Source organism: Acidipropionibacterium virtanenii (assembly GCF_003325455.1).
Classification (GTDB): Bacteria; Actinomycetota; Actinomycetes; order Propionibacteriales; family Propionibacteriaceae; genus Acidipropionibacterium; species Acidipropionibacterium virtanenii.
This window is the reverse complement of record NZ_CP025198.1, coordinates 1,457,895-1,474,028: the sequence shown is the minus strand read 5'-3', so window position 1 is coordinate 1,474,028 and position 16,134 is coordinate 1,457,895. Positions and strand designations below refer to the sequence as shown.

The 16,134-nt window shown below is 67.9% G+C and carries 20 protein-coding genes; 1 reads left to right on the top strand and 19 read right to left on the bottom strand.

What is annotated here, in order from left to right; translation table 11 throughout:
* Positions 1 to 67 precede the first annotated feature (67 nt).
* From JS278_RS06800 to JS278_RS06710, 19 genes are all read right to left on the bottom strand, one after another.
* A complete protein-coding gene (locus JS278_RS06800) occupies positions 68 to 841 on the bottom strand; it encodes a succinate dehydrogenase/fumarate reductase iron-sulfur subunit (RefSeq protein ID WP_114044517.1) in 774 nt (257 codons plus the stop codon).
* Positions 838 to 2,862, bottom strand: a complete 2,025-nt coding sequence (locus JS278_RS06795) for a fumarate reductase/succinate dehydrogenase flavoprotein subunit (RefSeq protein ID WP_114044516.1) — start codon at positions 2,860 to 2,862, stop codon at positions 838 to 840. The genes JS278_RS06800 and JS278_RS06795 overlap by 4 nt, the downstream gene beginning before the upstream one ends.
* On the bottom strand, positions 2,862 to 3,512 hold the full coding sequence (locus JS278_RS06790; protein ID WP_245935289.1) for a succinate dehydrogenase cytochrome b subunit: 651 nt from the start codon (positions 3,510 to 3,512) through the stop codon (positions 2,862 to 2,864). The genes JS278_RS06795 and JS278_RS06790 overlap by 1 nt, the downstream gene beginning before the upstream one ends.
* A 161-nt stretch (positions 3,513 to 3,673) precedes the next feature.
* Positions 3,674 to 4,375, bottom strand: a complete 702-nt coding sequence (gene trmD, locus JS278_RS06785) for a tRNA (guanosine(37)-N1)-methyltransferase TrmD (RefSeq protein ID WP_114046174.1) — start codon at positions 4,373 to 4,375, stop codon at positions 3,674 to 3,676.
* Positions 4,376 to 4,389: 14 nt separating this feature from the next.
* Positions 4,390 to 4,860 (bottom strand): ribosome maturation factor RimM, encoded by a 471-nt coding sequence (rimM, locus tag JS278_RS06780; protein ID WP_245935288.1) that lies wholly within the window; start codon positions 4,858 to 4,860, stop codon positions 4,390 to 4,392.
* A 143-nt stretch (positions 4,861 to 5,003) separates the two neighbouring features.
* The gene (locus tag JS278_RS06775) at positions 5,004 to 5,258 is read right to left on the bottom strand and encodes an RNA-binding protein (RefSeq protein ID WP_114044513.1); all 255 of its coding nucleotides are present in this window, start codon (positions 5,256 to 5,258) and stop codon (positions 5,004 to 5,006) included.
* A 1-nt stretch (position 5,259) separates the two neighbouring features.
* Positions 5,260 to 5,661 carry a 30S ribosomal protein S16 gene (gene rpsP / locus JS278_RS06770; RefSeq protein WP_114044512.1) on the bottom strand — a complete coding sequence of 134 codons (402 nt, stop codon included), beginning with the start codon at positions 5,659 to 5,661 and terminating at the stop codon, positions 5,260 to 5,262.
* A 176-nt stretch (positions 5,662 to 5,837) separates the two neighbouring features.
* On the bottom strand, positions 5,838 to 7,019 hold the full coding sequence (locus JS278_RS06765) for an amidohydrolase family protein (RefSeq protein ID WP_114044511.1): 1,182 nt from the start codon (positions 7,017 to 7,019) through the stop codon (positions 5,838 to 5,840).
* Position 7,020: 1 nt separating this feature from the next.
* The gene (gene ffh / locus JS278_RS06760) at positions 7,021 to 8,601 is read right to left on the bottom strand and encodes a signal recognition particle protein (RefSeq protein ID WP_114044510.1); all 1,581 of its coding nucleotides are present in this window, start codon (positions 8,599 to 8,601) and stop codon (positions 7,021 to 7,023) included.
* Between the two features lie 67 nt (positions 8,602 to 8,668).
* Positions 8,669 to 9,796 carry an alpha/beta hydrolase gene (locus JS278_RS06755; RefSeq protein WP_114044509.1) on the bottom strand — a complete coding sequence of 376 codons (1,128 nt, stop codon included), beginning with the start codon at positions 9,794 to 9,796 and terminating at the stop codon, positions 8,669 to 8,671.
* A 7-nt stretch (positions 9,797 to 9,803) separates the two neighbouring features.
* Complete coding sequence (gene ftsY / locus JS278_RS06750) at positions 9,804 to 10,997, bottom strand: signal recognition particle-docking protein FtsY (RefSeq protein WP_114044508.1); 1,194 nt, start codon at positions 10,995 to 10,997, stop codon at positions 9,804 to 9,806.
* A 32-nt stretch (positions 10,998 to 11,029) separates the two neighbouring features.
* Positions 11,030 to 11,251, bottom strand: coding sequence for a hypothetical protein (locus JS278_RS06745; RefSeq protein ID WP_147243167.1), 222 nt, complete (start codon positions 11,249 to 11,251; stop codon positions 11,030 to 11,032).
* Positions 11,252 to 11,377: 126 nt separating this feature from the next.
* Complete coding sequence (locus JS278_RS06740; protein WP_342767033.1) at positions 11,378 to 11,941, bottom strand: GtrA family protein; 564 nt, start codon at positions 11,939 to 11,941, stop codon at positions 11,378 to 11,380.
* A gap of 32 nt (positions 11,942 to 11,973) precedes the next feature.
* Complete coding sequence (gene mutM / locus JS278_RS06735) at positions 11,974 to 12,849, bottom strand: bifunctional DNA-formamidopyrimidine glycosylase/DNA-(apurinic or apyrimidinic site) lyase (protein WP_114044506.1); 876 nt, start codon at positions 12,847 to 12,849, stop codon at positions 11,974 to 11,976.
* Positions 12,842 to 13,621 (bottom strand): ribonuclease III, encoded by a 780-nt coding sequence (rnc, locus tag JS278_RS06730; protein WP_245935230.1) that lies wholly within the window; start codon positions 13,619 to 13,621, stop codon positions 12,842 to 12,844. Before rnc ends, mutM begins: the two co-directional genes overlap by 8 nt.
* Entirely contained in the window at positions 13,621 to 13,812 is a 192-nt protein-coding gene (gene rpmF, locus JS278_RS06725; protein WP_114044505.1) for a 50S ribosomal protein L32, read from the bottom strand. Before rpmF ends, rnc begins: the two co-directional genes overlap by 1 nt.
* Before the next feature lie 103 nt (positions 13,813 to 13,915).
* Entirely contained in the window at positions 13,916 to 14,464 is a 549-nt protein-coding gene (locus JS278_RS06720) for a YceD family protein (protein WP_114044504.1), read from the bottom strand.
* Between the two features lie 94 nt (positions 14,465 to 14,558).
* Positions 14,559 to 15,041 carry a pantetheine-phosphate adenylyltransferase gene (gene coaD, locus JS278_RS06715; protein WP_114044503.1) on the bottom strand — a complete coding sequence of 161 codons (483 nt, stop codon included), beginning with the start codon at positions 15,039 to 15,041 and terminating at the stop codon, positions 14,559 to 14,561.
* Positions 15,038 to 15,652: an RsmD family RNA methyltransferase gene (locus JS278_RS06710; protein ID WP_245935229.1), complete on the bottom strand. Its 615-nt coding sequence runs from the start codon at positions 15,650 to 15,652 to the stop codon at positions 15,038 to 15,040. The genes coaD and JS278_RS06710 overlap by 4 nt, the downstream gene beginning before the upstream one ends.
* A gap of 61 nt (positions 15,653 to 15,713) precedes the next feature.
* Between JS278_RS06710 and JS278_RS06705 the strand changes: the two genes are divergently transcribed.
* Positions 15,714 to 16,133 (top strand): pyridoxamine 5'-phosphate oxidase family protein, encoded by a 420-nt coding sequence (locus JS278_RS06705; protein ID WP_114044501.1) that lies wholly within the window; start codon positions 15,714 to 15,716, stop codon positions 16,131 to 16,133.
* Position 16,134 lies beyond the last annotated feature (1 nt).

Genomic DNA, 16,134 nt, shown 5'->3' with positions numbered 1-16,134 from the left:
CCGGACGCACCAAGGGCCCGCCGCCTCCCGAAGGGGAAGGCGGCGAGCCCTGGCGATTCAGATGAACTCAATCATCCTTGCCGTCGTGCTTGAACAGCGAGGCGATCAGGTCGCGGTTGAGCTGGCTGATCGACTCCAGCGGAATGCCCTTGGGGCACACCGAGGCGCACTCGCCGATGTTCGTGCAGCCGCCGAATCCTTCGGCGTCCTGCTGGGCGACCATGGACTTCACCCGGCGCACCCGCTCGGGCTGGCCCTGCGGGAGCATGGCCAGGTGGGTGATCTTCGCCGAGGTGAAGAGCATCGAGGAGCCGTTGGGGCAGGCCGCCACGCAGGCGCCGCAGCCGATGCAGGTGGCGGCGTCGAAGGAGCGGTCGGAGCGCTTCTTGTTGACCTGGACGGCGTGGGCGTCGGGGGCCGCTCCGGTGTTCACCGAGATGTAGCCGCCGGCGGCGATCACGTTGTCCAGGGCGGTGCGGTCGACGACCAGATCGCGCAGCACCGGGAAGGCGGCCGCCTTCCATGGCTCGATGGTGATCGTCGAGCCGTCCGCGAAGGACCGCATGTGGAGCTGGCAGGTCGTGGTGCGGACCGGCTGGGCCACCCCCTGACCGCCGTGCGGCACGCCGTTGATGACGACGCCGCACTGGCCGCAGATGCCCTCGCGGCAGTCGGAGTCGAAGGCGACCGGGTCCTCGCCGCGCTCGGTGAGCTGCTCGTTGAGCAGGTCGAGCATCTCCAGGAAGGACATGTCGCCCGAGACGCCGTCGAGGTTGTACTCGACCAGGCGGCCCTGATCCTGGGTGTTGCGCTGGCGCCAGATGCGCAGATCGATTCTCACTTGTAGCTCCTCTGCTTGACCTGGATCGACTTGTAGATCAGCGGCTCCTTATGGAGCACCGGCTTGTGGCCCTCGCCGGTCCACTCCCAGGCTGCGACGTACTGGTAGGTGTCGTCGTGACGCAGCGCCTCGCCCTCCTCGGTCTGCGATTCGGCGCGGAAGTGACCGCCGCAGGACTCGCGACGGTGCAGGGCGTCGACGCACATGAGTTCGCCGAGCTCCAGGAAGTCGGCGAGTCGGCCGGCGCGCTCGAGGGTCTGGTTCAGCTCCTCGTTGACGCCGGTCACCTTGACGTTGGTCCAGAACTCGTTGCGCAGGTTGCGGATGAGTCCGATGGCCTTGGTGAGACCGGCCTCGTTGCGCTCCATGCCGCAGTACTCCCACATGATGTGGCCGAGTTCCTTGTGGATGGAGTCGACCGTCCGACTGCCATTGATCGACAGCAGCTTGTTGACGCGGCTCTCGACGGCCTGGCGGGCCTCGATGGCGGCCGGGTGCTTCTGATCGATCTTGGAGAACTTCGGGGAGTCCGCAAGATAGTCGGTGATGGTGTTCGGCAGTACGAAGTACCCGTCGGCCAGACCCTGCATGAGGGCGGAGGCGCCCAGACGGTTGGCCCCGTGGTCGGAGAAGTTGGCCTCTCCGGTGACGAACAGGCCGGGGATGGTCGACTGCAGGTCGTAATCCACCCACAGGCCGCCCATCGTGTAGTGCACGGCCGGGTAGATGCGCATCGGAACCTCGTAGGGGTTCTCGTCGGTGATGCGCTGGTACATGTCGAACAGGTTGCCGTACTTCTTCTCGACGGCATCCTTGCCCAGTCGCTGGATCGCCTCGGAGAAGTCGAGGTAGACCCCCCGGGAGCGCATGTGCTCGGTGCCGTCGGAGTCGACCTCCTTGACCTTCGGGCCCACGCCGAGTCCCTCGTCGCAGCGGTACTTGGCCTGACGGGAGGCGATGTCGCGGGGCACCAGGTTGCCGAAGGAGGGGTAGATCCGCTCCAGGTAGTAGTCGCGGTCCTCCTCGGGGATCTGGCGAGGATCCTTCTCGCAGTCCTCGGCCTTCTTGGGCACCCAGATGCGGCCGTCGTTGCGCAGCGACTCCGACATCAGGGTGAGCTTCGACTGGTTCTCACCGGCGACCGGGATGCAGGTCGGGTGGATCTGGGTGAAACAGGGGTTGCCGAAGAAGGCACCCTTGCGGTGGGCGCGCCAGTTGGCCGTGACATTGCAGCCCATGGCATTGGTCGACAGGAAGAAGACGTTGCCGTACCCGCCGGTGGCCAGGACGACTGCGTCGCCGAACCACTCCTCGATCTTCCCGGTGACCATGTCGCGGGTGATGATGCCGCGGGCCCGGCCGTCGGCGACGACGACCTCGACCATCTCGTGGCGGGTGTGCATGTGCACGGTGCCGGCGTTGACCTGACGCTCGAGAGCCTGGTAGGCCCCGATCAGCAGCTGCTGGCCGGTCTGCCCGCGGGCGTAGAAGGTGCGCTGCACCTGGACGCCGCCGAAGGATCGGTTGTCGAGCAGGCCGCCGTACTCGCGGGCGAAGGGGACGCCCTGGGCGACGCACTGATCGATGATGTTGGCGCTCACCGCGGCCAGGCGGTAGACGTTCGTCTCGCGGGCGCGGTAGTCGCCGCCCTTGACGGTGTCGTAGAACAGCCGGTAGACGGAGTCGCCGTCGTACTTGTAGTTCTTCGCGGCGTTGATGCCGCCCTGTGCGGCGATCGAGTGGGCGCGGCGCGGCGAGTCCTGGTAGCAGAAGTTCTCGACGCGGTATCCGGCCTCGCCCAGCGTGGCGGCTGCGGCACCGCCGGCCAGGCCGGTGCCGACGATGATGACGGTCATCTTGCGGCGGTTGGCCGGATTCACCAGGCGGGAGGTGAACTGGCGATCGGGCCAGATCTTCTCGATCGGAACGCCGTGGTCGGCCTTCGTGTCGTGGATCTCGTCCCCGACCTGCCAGTACTGGGCAGCCAGCTCAGGACTGGTCTCTTTGGATGTAACGGACATCAGTTGATCACTCCGAAGAAGACGAGGAACGGCGGCACCATGAAGCCGACGAAGATGACGAACCCGACCAGCCAGGAGCAGACCCGGATGATCTTGCGGGCGACTCCGGAGACGTTGACGCCGAGAGTGGCGAAGGCGCTCCAGAAGCCGTGGCTGACATGGGCACAGACAGCGGCGATGGCGATCAGGTAGACGACCAGGAAGATCCAGTTGCCGAAGGCGGTGTAGACCATCCCGGCGCGCCCGTCAGGGCCACTGTGCGGATTGTTGAAGAAATCAGGCGCGATGGTGAACTGCAGCAGGTGCATCACGACGAAGAGCACGACGATGATGCCGCTCCAGATCATGGTCCGTGCCGCGTAGGAGTTGTTCGGTGAGAGGGACTTCTTGATCGAGTACCGACCCACGCCACCACTGCCCTTGTGGTTCTGCTTGGTCACCCGGATCGCGGACCAGATGTGCAGCACGAGGGCCGCCAGCAGCACCAGGCGGAAGAGCCACAGGAAGGTGTCTCCGGGAAGGATCGGGTTCAGGATCTCGCGCAGGAAGGCCGCGTAGTGATTGAAGTGCTCGGCTCCGGTGAGAATCTTGAGGTTCCCGAACATATGGAAGAGCAGGAAGATGATCAGGAAGAGCCCGGTGACGGCCATGAGGGCCTTCGCCGCGACGCTCGACCGCACCGCTCTCTGATGAGTACTAAGTGTTGTAGTCGCCACGGCGACACCATAGCCAACAGCGAACGCGAACGGGTAACGACCCCCCGGATTAAGGCACAGAAGTTCGCCTGCCGGATGCCGGCCTGGTCGAATGGTCAGGGCTCGAGCAGGTCGGGGCGGCGCTCGGCGGTGATCTCGACCGACCTGTCATGACGCCACTGCGCGATCCGTCCGTGGTGGCCGCTCATCAGCACCTCGGGCACCTGATGCCCCCGCCAGCTCACCGGCCGGGTGTAGACGGGGTACTCGAGCAGCCCCTCCTGACCGGTGGAATAGGACTCCTCGGTGAGTGAGTCGGGATTGCCGATCACCCCGGGGATGAGACGCACGACCGCCTCGGTGATGGCCAGGGCGGCCACCTCGCCTCCGTTGAGGACGTAGTCCCCCAGGCTCAGCTCATGGACACTCCACCGCCGGGAGGCGTACTCGATGACGCGGTGATCGATGCCCTCGTAGCGCCCGCAGCAGAAGACGATGCGGTGGGCCTGTGACAGGCCGGCGGCGATCTGCTGGCGGAAGGGGCGGCCGGACGGGGTGGGGATGACGACGTGGACGTCGGGGTCCGGTTCGGTGCCAAGCAGCTCGTCGAAGGCCTCCCCCCACGGATCGGGTTTCATCACCATGCCGGCCCCTCCGCCGCACGGCGTGTCATCGACGGTGCGGTGGCGGTCGTGGGTCCAGGTGCGCAGGTCGTGGGAGTGGACCTCGACGATGCCGTGCTCGGCGGCCTTTCCGAGCAGAGAGATGTTCAGGACGTCGAAGTACTCGGGGAAGATGGAGACGTAATCGAGTCGGATCGTGCCCGGCATGCTCAACGGGCCTCCTCGGCATCGTCGTCGACCAGCCCGCCGACGTCGGCGACAGTGAGGGTCCCGGCGGCCAGATCGACCTGGGGCACGAGCTCCGCGACGAAGGGCACCAGGCGTTCGGTGCCGTCGACATCGATCGCCAGCAGGTCCTGGGCGGGCATGTGGATGACGGCCGTCACCCGACCGAGGGGCTGTCCGCGCGAGTCGCGGGCCTGCAGGCCGCGCAGCTGCCGGTCGTAGTACTCCTCGGGGGCCTCGGGCCGCTCGTCGGCGTCGACGCGGGCGCTGAGCTCCTCCCCCTGGATGGCCTCGGCCGCGGTGCGGTCCCCGACCTCGGTGAATCGCAGCAGGACGCTTCCGGAGGCCCTGCGCCAGGAGTCGACGGTGAGGACTCTCCCGGAGCCGCCGAGGACCAGCCGGGAGCCGGGGGTGAATCGCCTGTCCGGCTCGTCGGTGCTCAGCCGGACCGTCATCTCGCCGCGCAACCCGTGCGGGCGCCCGATCCGGGCGACGACCACCTCGACAGGTTCACTCACGCTTGTTCTCCTCTGTGACGACGTGCGAGCGGCCGTGGCCTCCTGGGCCACGGCCGCTCCGGGACCGGTTCGCGGGACGCTCAGCGCCGGCGCCCGCCACGGCGGTCGACGTCGACGAAATCGACCCGCACCTGCTCGTCGCCGGCCAGGGCGTCGACGACCGTCCGCAGCGAGGACGCGGTACGTCCCTGGCGGCCGATCACCTTGCCGATGTCCGACGGGTTGACGCGCACCTCGAGCATCCGCCCGCGGCGCAGGTCCTTCTCGCGGACGCGCACGTCGTCCGGATTGGCCACGATGCCGGAGACGAGGTGCTCAAGCGCGTCGACCAGCATGTCAGGCCTCGTCCTTCTCGGCGGGGGCCTCCTCGACCTTCTTGGGTGCAGCCTTGGGGGCGTCATCGGGCTCGGCCAGGGCGGCGTTGAAGAGCTCGTCCTTGTCAGCCTTGACGGGCTGCGGCTCCATCCCGGCCTTGGTCTTCTCGCCGGTGAACTTCTGCCAGTCTCCGGTGCGCCTCAGCAGGGCCACGACGGCCTCGGTGGGCTGGGCGCCGACACCGAGCCAGTACTGCGCGCGCTCGGAGTCGATCGTGATGACGGACGGGTCGTTCTTCGGGTGGTACTGGCCGATCTCCTCGATGGCGCGACCGTTGCGCTTGGTCCGCGAGTCCATGATGACGACACGGTAGTGAGGGGTGCGGATCTTGCCCAGACGCTTCAGACGAATCTTGGTAGCCACGTGTGTGGATTCTCCTATTGGGATCACCCGGGGGTTGGCCCCGGGAAGAACGGATGGCGTCGCCGGTCGGTGTGAGGCCCGTCGGCGACTCCGGGTGGACCGCCCGAACGGCATGAGAGGGTACCGGTCGGGCAGAAGCTCTCGTCATTCTGCCACAAGACCGCACCAGGACGTAATCAGCGGTCCACCAACACTCTCCCGCGCAGGACGATGTGGTCGGGGTGATGCAGCACCGAGACGTCGACCCGCGGATCGGAACCGAGCACCAGCAGGTCGGCAGAGTCCCCGACCGCCAGGCCCGCACCGCCGAGCCATTCCCGGGCCCGCCAGGAGGCCGCGCCCAGGGCGTGTTCGGGGCCCGTGATCCCGGAGAGCATGGCCACTTCATCGGCGACCAGGCCGTGGGCCACGGTGCCGCCGGCGTCGGTACCGGCGTAGACGGGCACACCGGCGTCGACGGCTCTGCCGATCGTCTCCCGGTTTCGGGCGTAGAGATGCCGCATATGGGCGGCGTAGACGGGGAACTTGCCGTCGGCGGAGGCGGCGATCGAGGGGAAGTTCTCGATGTTGACCAGGGTCGGGACCAGCGCCACGCCGCGAACCGCCATCTCGGAGATCGTCTCGTCGTTCAGTCCGGTGCCGTGCTCGATGCCGTCGATGCCTGCGGCCACGAGCTGTGCGGGAGCCTCCTCGGAGAAGCAGTGGGCGGTCACCCGGGCGCCGAGCTGGTGGGCCCGCTCGATGGCCCGGGCGGCGACGTCCTGAGGCCACAGGGGGGCCAGGTCGCCCTCGGCACGGTCGATCCAGTCGCCGACGAGTTTCACCCAGCCGTCGCCGGAGCGGGCCTGCCGGTCGACCTCGGCGACCAGATCGTCCGGGTCGACCTCGGCGGCGTAGTTGCGGATGTAGCGCCTGGGGCGGGCGATATGACGTCCTGCCCGGATGATCCGTGGCAGATCGTCGCGGTCATCGATCCAGTGCGTGTCGACCGGGGATCCGGCGTCGCGGATCAGCAGGGTCCCGGCGCGGCTCTCGGTGATCGCCTGCTGCTCGGCCTCCTCCTGGCTCACCGCCCCGGCGGCGTCCAGCCCGATGTGGTTGTGGGCGTCGACCAGCCCGGCCATCACCCAGCAGCCGGTGGCCAGCGTCCGCGCCCCGGCCAGCGGTCCCTCGACGATCACGCCGTCGTGGATCCACAGATCGCGTTCCTCGCCTTCGGGCAGCACGACGCCCTGGATCCTCAGGTCCTCGGCGGGCGCCAGGCGCTCGAGGGCCGCCTGGTCGACGTGGGTGTGGGTGGACCCGTCATGAGTGTGAGTGTGGAACAGCGGCGCCGTGCCGGAACGCTCCTCGCTCATCTCAGCGCGGGCCCTTGTCGCCCTGCTTGAACATCTTCTCCATCTCGGGAGGCATCCGGAAGTCGGCCATCGCCTTCTGCAGGTCCTCCTGGGACTGGGGAGCCCCGCCCGGCGTGCCGAACGGGTTGCCGGTCGGCTGCGCCGCCGGTTCGCGGGCCCCCTTCTCCTGGGCGGCCCGCTTGGCCGGGTTCCCGGAGGACCCCTTGCGGCGCTTCTGCTGCTTCTTCTTCTGCTGCTTGGCGCCGTGCCTGGCCATCGAGCCCATCATGCCGCCGCCCATGCCCTGGCTCATCTGGTTCATCATCTTGCGGGCGTCGACGAATCGGTTGACGAGGTTGTTGACGTCGCGCACCTCGACGCCGGTGCCCCTGGCGATCCTGGCTCTCCGGGAGCCGTTGAGGATCCCGACGTCGGCCCGTTCCGCCGGGGTCATGGCGCAGATGATCGCCTCGATACGGTCCACCTCGCGCTCGTCGATGTCACTGACCGATTTCATCTGCCCGACGCCGGGCAGCATTCCCATGATCTTCGACATCGGGCCCATCTGGCGCATCTGGCGCATCAGGCCCAGGAAGTCATCCAGGCCGAACTGGCCCTTGCCGGCCATCAGCTTCTCGGCGGCCGCCTGCGACTGCTCCTGGTCGAAGGCCTTCTCGGCCTGCTCGATGAGGGTGAGCATGTCGCCCATGTCGAGGATCCGCGAGGCCATCCGGTCGGGGTGGAAGACGTCGAAATCCTTGAGCCCTTCGCCGGAGGAGGCGAACATGATGGGCTTGCCCACCACCCGGGCGATCGACAGGGCGGCGCCGCCCCGCGCATCGCCGTCGAGTTTGGTGAGCACGACCCCGTCGAAGCCGACCCCCTCCTGGAAGGCGACCGCGGTGTTGACCGCGTCCTGGCCGATCATCGCGTCGACGACGAAGAGGGTCTCCGACGGGTCGGTGGCCGCCTTGATGTCCGCGGCCTGCTGCATCAGCTCGGCGTCGACGCCCAGCCGTCCGGCGGTGTCGATGATCAGGACGTCGTAGAGCTTGTGCCGGGCCTCCTCGACGGAGTCGCGGGCCACCTGGATCGGGTCGCCGACGCCGTTGCCGGGCTCGGGGGCGAAGACATGCACCCCGGCACGTTCCCCGACGACCTGGAGCTGGGTCACCGCATTGGGCCGCTGAAGGTCGCAGGCCGCCAGCAGCGGGGAGTGGCCCTCGTCCTTGAACCACCGGGCCAGCTTGCCGGCCAGCGTGGTCTTGCCGGCGCCCTGGAGGCCGGCGAGCATGATGACGGTGGGCGGGTTCTTGGCGAAGCGCACCGTGCGGGTCTGTCCGCCGAGGATCTCGACGAGTTCCTCGTTGACGATCTTGATGATCTGCTGGGTCGGATTGAGGGCCTTCGACAGCTCCTCGCCGCGGCAGCGCTGCTTGACGGCGGCGACGAAATCCTTGACGACGCCGAGGTTGACGTCAGCCTCCAGCAGCGCGATCCGGATCTGACGGGCTGTGGCGTCGATGTCGGCGTCGGTGAGACGCCCCTTGCCGCGCAACCCCTTGAAGGTCGCGGCGAGTCGGTCCTGGAGTGTGTCGAACACGGGCTGGTTCCTTCGGTGGACTCGAGGCGGGATTCACCGTCCACAGTACCGCCGCCGGCGCCTCACCTCACAGGCCGTACTGGCCCAGCCATTCCAGGGACTGGGGAACGTAGGGGGCGTAGGTGCCGGTGTTGTGGCCGCCCTGCTTGAGCAGGATGAACGAGTACTCGGGCGTCCTGCGGGCCTTCTGCCAGAACTCCTCGCCGTCGACCTCCCCCTTGCTGGCCGGATCGCTCCAGGCCTGCATGTCGGTCCTGCTGATCACCGAGAGGAATTTCACGTCCCGGCGCACATGGCCGTCCCGGACCCGGTTCAGCACCGAGTTCTCCGAGATCAGCAGAGGCGCGGCCTGGGAGGACTGCGGAGGATCGAAGAGGGGATGGAAGTAGGGCGCCAGGCCGAATCCGGCGTTGAACCGGTCGGGATACTTCGAGGTGAGGTTGGCGGCGCAGTACCCACCGGTGCTGTATCCGGCGATGAACCGCAGGCCGCGGAGATGCCCGACGCGCAAGTGCTTCTCCACCTTCGGCATCACGGTGTCGAGGATCCACGACTGGTGATCGATCCCCCCGATGTTGGTGCACTCGGTGTCCTGTCCCTCGCGGATGCGCCCGGGCAGGAAGACGATCGCGAAGGGGTTGACCTGCCTGTCCTTGATCAGCGTCTGGGCGGGGCCGGTGATCGGGACGGTGATGTTGGCGTGCTCGCCCGTGTCATTGAGGCCCCCGACCCAGTAGAGGACCGGGAAGGACACGTGCGCCTGGGACTTCTCGAAGTACTGCGGAGGCAGCCAGACCGGGAGGTGGGAGTACATCGGGTCGGTGCCGTCGACATTGATTCCGCTCCACTCCCCCTCGGGATGGGGGTTGTCCTTGGAGATCGGGATTCCGCGCACCGGCGAGTGCCGGATCCTCACCAGATCCCCATGCGGAGCCGGGGCCTGGCGCCCGAGGAGCTGGCTCCAGCTGGTGTACATACCGTAGGACCGGTCGACCTGCAGCAGCACCGCGACCAGAGCGATCCCCTGGCAGGCGACCACGGCCACCCCTCCGATCGCCCCTCGCAGGACTCGGCGCCACCACGTGCCTCCTGAGCGGATCGCGCAGACGGTGCCGACCCCCAGAGGCATCATGACGGCGAGGACCGTCATGGCATCGGCCAGACCCGGGCTGAGGATGCTCCCGTCCAGGCTCATCGCCGGTCTACTCCCCCATCAGGCCCGAGACGAACTGATCGGGCTCGAAGGGGGCCAGATCGTCGGCTCCCTCTCCCAGCCCGATGAGCTTGACCGGGACTCCGAGCTCGCGCTGCACCTGGACGACGATGCCGCCCTTCGCGGAACCGTCCAGCTTGCTCAGCACGATCCCGGACACGTCGACGACCTCGGAGAAGATCCGGGCCTGGATGAGGCCGTTCTGGCCCGTGGTGGCGTCGAGCACCAGCAGCACCTCGCTGACCGGGGCCAGCTTCTCGATGACCCGCTTGACCTTGCCGAGCTCGTCCATCAGGCCGGTCTTGGTGTGGAGCCTTCCGGCGGTGTCGACGAGCACCACGTCGACTCCCTCGTTGATGCCGGTCTCGACGGCCTGATAGGCCACCGAGGCGGGATCGGCACCCTCCTCCTTGCGGATGGTGCGCACGCCCACACGCTCCCCCCAGGTCTCCAGCTGCTCGCCCGCCGCCGCCCGGAAGGTGTCGGCGGCTCCTAGCAGTACCGTCCTGCCCTCTGCCACCAGTACCCGGGCGAGCTTGCCGCAGGTGGTGGTCTTCCCGGTCCCGTTGACGCCGACCATCAGGACGACGGCGGGCCTGCCCTCCGGATGGTCAAGATTGAGGGAGCGGTCCAGATCCGGGCCCACCAGGTTCGTGAGCTCGCGGGTGAGGACGGTCCGGGCCTTCTCCGGGTCCGAGACGCCGTCGACCGCCAGCTCGCCGCGCAGCTTCTCGACGAGTTCGGCGGTGGGGGCCACCCCCAGGTCCGATGTGATGAGGGTGGTCTCGAAATCGTCCCAGGTGTCCTCGTCGATCCGGTCGGCGCTCAGCAGCTGGGCCAGACCTCGGGCCAGGGCATTGTTGCTGCTGGCCAGCCTGCGGCGCAGCCGCGCCATGCGCGATGCCGGAGCCTCGGGCTCCTCGACGGCCGGGATCTCGGGTTCGGGCGCCGCCTCGGGCTCAGCGGTCCCGGCCGGGGGCTCGGGTGCGGGTTCGCCGACCTCGACCGGTCCGGGCTCGACCTCGGCCTGTGGAGCCTCGGCGGGTGGCGCCTCCACCTCACCGGTCGTCGGCTTCGGAGGGAGTTTGTTCTTGTGGCGGGAGTAAAGGGCTACCACCGTCGAAACCGCGATTGCCGCGGCCAGGACGATGAGGATCAGCAGGATCACCAAGTCAGCAGACACGGTCAGATCCTATGCGGTCGCCCGCCAGGGGATCAGTGGCGGCCCGTGGAGACGGGCACCCGGATGGCGCGCAGGGCACCCGCGACGTCATCGTCGTCCCCGTTGAGGACTCTGCCCCAGCGCGCTGCGGCGGCCGATGCCCCGGATCCCTGCACGGGCGTCTTCGGATCCCGCAGGCCCGTCCACACCACCGTGCCGATGCCGACGGCGACAAGAAGAATAAGAGCCATCGAGATGATGAGAGTCAGAGCCACCTGAGGTCTGCCTTCCGGGAACTGATGGTGCGAGCCCTGCGCCCGCACACAATCATCAATCCTGCGTTGCCTGAACCCTCAGATCCAACCGCAACACCCGCATCACAGCATGCTTTAAGCATATCTTCAGACGCTGTTCACATTCGACGGCTCCGGAGTCGATGCCCGCACCGCCCTGAAGGTCCACAGCTTGTTCACCAGGAAGTTGATGGGCATCGTCACGATGATGGTGATGATCTGCGACCAGTACTCCCGGGAGTGGAGCCCCGTCTGCCCGTGGAAGAACCCCGACGACAGGAAGACGGGCGAGGTCGGGTTGGTCAGCGCGATCTTGATGAACATGCCCACGAAGGCCGCGATCGCACCGATGGAGAAGAACGGCAGGAACTCCGCCCACCAGCCCCGGCGCCGATCCCTCTTGAAGGTCCAGCTGCGGTTGAGCTGGAAGTTGGCGATGTTGGCGACGATGAACGAGACGAGCCACACGAGACTCGTGAAGCGGAAGTTCCACGGCGTCCCCAGGAGGTTGAACAGGATCTCCTGGGAGTTCTCAGCTCCGCCGTTCGCCTTGTTCATGATGATCGCGACGATCATGTTGACCAGGACACCGGAGCCTCCGACCACCCCGAACTTGAGGAACTCCAGCAGGTGCCGGCGACGAAGGCGGGAGAACACGGGCGGGCGATTCACGGCTTCATGCTACGCGGCACGCCGCTGCACCATCAGAGCCGCGGCACGCCGCGGGGCCACCTCTGGCAGCGAGGGCACAGGTAGGACGAGCGATTCATGAAGGCCATCCGGACGATCCCGGCCCCGCATCGCCGGCAGGCAGCGCCCTCGCGTCCGTAGACGTCCAGGCTGCGACCGAAGTATCCGGTCTCCCCGTTGACCCTCACGTAGAGCCGGTCGAAGGACGTCCCGCCCTGGTCGATCGCCTCGGCCATCACCTCGCGGGCGGTCTCATAGATTCCCGCCGCCTCGACGGCCCGCAGCCTCGACGTCGGGGTTTCGGGGTGGCGCCGGGCCCTCCAGAGGGTCTCGTCGGCGTAGATGTTCCCGATCCCCGACACCAGGCTCTGGTCGAGCAGGGCCCTCTTGAGGGTGCTTCGCCTGGCCCGTAGGCGTCGGGACGCCACCACGGCGTCGAACCCGGCATCGAAGGGATCCGGGCCGATGTGGGAGATCTCGGCGGGCAGCAGGGCCCCGCCGCGGCTCACCTGCATGCCGCCGAACAGGCGCTGGTCGAGGAACCGCAGCTCCCGTCCGTCGTCGAGATCCAGCACCACCCTGGTGTGGCGCAGCAGCGGAGTTCCGGCGTCGTCGATGCGGAACTGCCCGCTCATCCCCAGATGGCAGAGCAGCGCGTCGCCAGCTGAACTCATCGGATCGACGCCGCCGAGGGGGACCCACAGGTACTTGCCCCGCCTTCGCGGGTTCCCCAACAGCCGGCCGGTCACCGCGCCGGTGAAATCCTGCGGGCCACCGTCATGGCGGCGGACCGCGCGCGGATCCAGAATCCGGACGCCGGTCACCACCTTCCCGGTGACCGACCGCTCAAGGCCGAGGCGGACGGTCTCGACCTCGGGCAGCTCAGGCATCGGGCACAGCGATCCGGTGGCGCGCGCTCAGCTCCTCGACGGCCAGGTGCGCGGCCCCCTGCTCGGCCTCCTTCTTGCTGTGGCCCACACAGGCCTCTCGCGCCCGGCCATCCACGACGGCACGCGCCTCGTAGCGCCTGTTGTGATCGGGGCCGGAGCCGTTCACCTGGTACTCGGGCACCTCGATGCCCAGCTCGGCGCACATCTCCTGAAGCGCGGTCTTCCAGTCCGTGCCGGCGCCCGAGCGCACCGCCTCGTCGACCAGCGGATCGAAGAGGTGATGCACCAGACGCAGTGCCTCTGGCAGCCCGGAGGACAGTTCAGTGGCGCCCAGCAGGGCCTCGGTGGTGTCGGCGAGGATGGAGGTCCGGTCATGGCCACCGGTCAGGGCCTCGCCCTTGCCGAGCATCACCCGCGGGCCGATCTCCAGCCCACGCGCCAACCGGCCCAGGGACACGGTGCTCACCACCGCCGCCCGCAGTTTGGCCATCCGGCCCTCGGGAAAGTCCGGGAAGGCGCGGTACAGGTAGTCGGTGACACCGATCTCCAGGACGGCGTCGCCGAGAAACTCCAGACGCTCGTTGGTGGGCAGGCCGCCCATCTCGAAGGCGTAGGAGCGATGGGTCAGGGCAAGACGAAGGAGCTGGGGATCGATATCGATACCCAGCTCCTCGAGCAGCGCCAGGAAGGGCCAACTCCCCTCGGGGGAGCCCTCCTCCTGCCCCTGATTCGGTCCGCCCCGCCCCTTCTTCGAGGGCGAGGATCCGCTCATCAGGCCTCGGTGACCTGACGACGGTCACCGCGGGGGCCGTACTCGCCGCAGGACGGGCAGGCGGTGTGCGGCAGATGCTTCTGGCGGCAGGCCGGGTTGGCGCAGGTCACCAGGGTGGGGGCAGACGTCTTCCACTGCGAACGACGGTGCCGGGTATTGCTGCGGGACATCTTCCGCTTCGGGACGGCCACGATCTTCTCCTCAGATGCAGGTGCCGTCCGACGGGGCGGCGCCACTGTTCAGGTTCTTCAGTTCAGGTGTGCGCGCTGATCGGCATGCGCGCCCGGGACACTCTCAGGACTCCTCCGTGCCGAGATCCCTCAGCGCGGCCCAGCGAGGATCGATCCGCTCCTCATGGTCATGGTCCGGATGGTCGTTGAGATTGACCCCGCACTCGGGGCACAGCCCCGCGCAGTCCGGCATGCACAGCGGCCTGAACGGAAGGCTCAGCACCACCGCCTCACGCAGGACCGGCTCGAGATCCACAGTCTCCTCGCCGCTCACCCGGTAGGCGTCCTCCCCGGCCTCACGATCGGGGTAGAAGTACAGCTCCTGAAGATCGAAGGAGGTGGTCTCCTCGATCGGGTTCAGGCAGCGTGAGCACTCCCCGGCCAGTGTGGTCGTGGCGGTCCCGGTCACGAGAATCCCCTCGATGACGGACTCAAGACGCAGGTCCAGTCCGATCGGGGAGCCCTCGGGAACGCCGATCATGTCCACGCCGAGCTTCTCAGGGGCGGGGAGGTCGCGGGCCACCTGGATCATCTGGCCCGCGCGGCGCTTCAGGTCGTGGGTCTCGATGAGGAGATCCCCTGAGGCGTCGGAGCGGCGATGGTGGGTGTTCATCGCGGCATTCCCTTCACTCGAGGAGCATGACGAGGTCATGACCGACCGCCAACTCTACAACTGCGACGACCACAGGCCAAAACAGCGGCCGCGCTCAGTGACCGCCGGTGCCGAACCTCCCCCGCAGGGCGCTGGCCACGGCGTCGGGAACGAACTCGCCGACGTCTCCGCCGTTGCTGGCGGCCGACCGGATGATGGATGAACTGATGGTGCCGAACTCGCGTCCGGCCGGCAGCAGAACCGTCTCGATGCCGCCCATCGACTTGTTGAGGTGGGCCATCTGGAGCTCGTAGTCGAAATCGCCGCCGAACCGCAGGCCGCGGACGATGACGTCGGCCCCCTGCTCCTGGCAGAAATCGACCAGCAGCCCGCTCACCGGCGCCACGCTGACATGGGGCATGTGCGCCACGGCCGCCACCACCAGCTCGACCCTCTCCTCCATCGAGAAGATCCCGTTCTTGGCGGAGTTGACGGCCACCCCCACCACCAGCTCGTCGAAGAGCCGGCCTGCCCGGCAGATGATGTCGACGTGACCACGTGTGATCGGGTCGAAAGATCCTGAGATGACGGCCTTCATGTGTGCTCCCTGTCGGCCTGGGCGAAGTGGACGACGGTCTCACCGTACCGGTTGGCCCAGCTGACCATCCCGTCGGGGAAGGCGGGGGCTGCGCTGCGCGAGGATCTCTCGACCGCGACCATGCCGTCATCGGCCAGGAAGCCGGAGACCGCCGAGGCGATGAGGGGGTCCAGTTCGGACCCGTCAAGCGCATAGGGCGGGTCGAACCAGATGACATCGAATCGCGACTCCCGGTCCCCGGCATCGTCGCCCTGTGGCGCGGACAGGTATCTCCCCACCGACTGCGCCACCGCACTCACCCGGCCGGCCAGCCCGGTGTCGCGGGCATTGGCGGAGATGAGTGCCGCCGTTCGCCGATCCTTCTCCACGCAGATGACCGGGGCCGCACCGCGACTGGCCGCCTCCAGGCCCACCGCCCCCGACCCGGCGAACAGGTCCAGGAAGGACTGGTCGGCCAGCTGTCCGTCGACCTTCCCCTCGGCCGTGCCGTTCCAGGCCGCCAGGGCTGAGAAGAGGGCTTCCCGGACCCGGTCCGAGGTGGGCCGGGTGGCACTGCCGCCGGGGGTCCGCAGACGACGTCCTCCGGCCCGGCCGGCGATGATTCTGCTCACTGTCACAGGGTATCGGGCATCAACCGCGCCGACGGGCGACGCGGGCTGGTAGGAATGTGCCATGAACAATGAGGACAGCCCGATCAACGCCGTCGAGGAAGATACCTGTTGGGGATATCTGGACACCGCCCCGGTGGGGCGTCTGGCGACCAGCGTCGACGACCAGCCGGAGATCTTTCCCGTCAACTACGTCGTCGACGGCCCGTCGGTGGTCTTCCGGACGGCCGAGGGCAGCAAGCTGGACGAGATCGTCCGCAACCACGCCGTCGCCTTCGAGGCCGACGGATGGAAAGAGGAGGGCGGCTGGAGTGTCGTGCTGAGGGGCACCGCCGAGGTGATCACCGGAACCGACGAGCTGGCGCGCTGCGAGAAGCTGCCGCTGCGCCCGTGGATCCCCACCGCCAAGAAGACCTGGGTGCGCATCGAGCCCGACACGATCACCGGGCGCACCTTCGCATTCGGTCCTGAGCCCACCTCCTGAT

Excerpts from the sequence above, each read along its gene's own strand:
- rimM (WP_245935288.1), bottom strand. The coding sequence starts at position 4,860 with ATGACGGTCCGGCTGAGCACCGACGAGCCGGACAGGCGATTCACCCCC.
- mutM (WP_114044506.1), bottom strand. The coding sequence starts at position 12,849 with ATGCCTGAGCTGCCCGAGGTCGAGACCGTCCGCCTCGGCCTTGAGCGG.
- JS278_RS06765 (WP_114044511.1), bottom strand. The coding sequence starts at position 7,019 with ATGAGCGAGGAGCGTTCCGGCACGGCGCCGCTGTTCCACACTCACACT.
- JS278_RS06795 (WP_114044516.1), bottom strand. The coding sequence starts at position 2,862 with ATGTCCGTTACATCCAAAGAGACCAGTCCTGAGCTGGCTGCCCAGTAC.
- JS278_RS06775 (WP_114044513.1), bottom strand. The coding sequence starts at position 5,258 with ATGCTGGTCGACGCGCTTGAGCACCTCGTCTCCGGCATCGTGGCCAAT.
- JS278_RS06755 (WP_114044509.1), bottom strand. The coding sequence starts at position 9,796 with ATGAGCCTGGACGGGAGCATCCTCAGCCCGGGTCTGGCCGATGCCATG.
- JS278_RS06790 (WP_245935289.1), bottom strand. The coding sequence starts at position 3,512 with ATGGCCGTCACCGGGCTCTTCCTGATCATCTTCCTGCTCTTCCATATG.
- coaD (WP_114044503.1), bottom strand. The coding sequence starts at position 15,041 with ATGAAGGCCGTCATCTCAGGATCTTTCGACCCGATCACACGTGGTCAC.
- rnc (WP_245935230.1), bottom strand. The coding sequence starts at position 13,621 with ATGAGCGGATCCTCGCCCTCGAAGAAGGGGCGGGGCGGACCGAATCAG.
- JS278_RS06705 (WP_114044501.1), top strand. The coding sequence starts at position 15,714 with ATGAACAATGAGGACAGCCCGATCAACGCCGTCGAGGAAGATACCTGT.
- JS278_RS06720 (WP_114044504.1), bottom strand. The coding sequence starts at position 14,464 with ATGAACACCCACCATCGCCGCTCCGACGCCTCAGGGGATCTCCTCATC.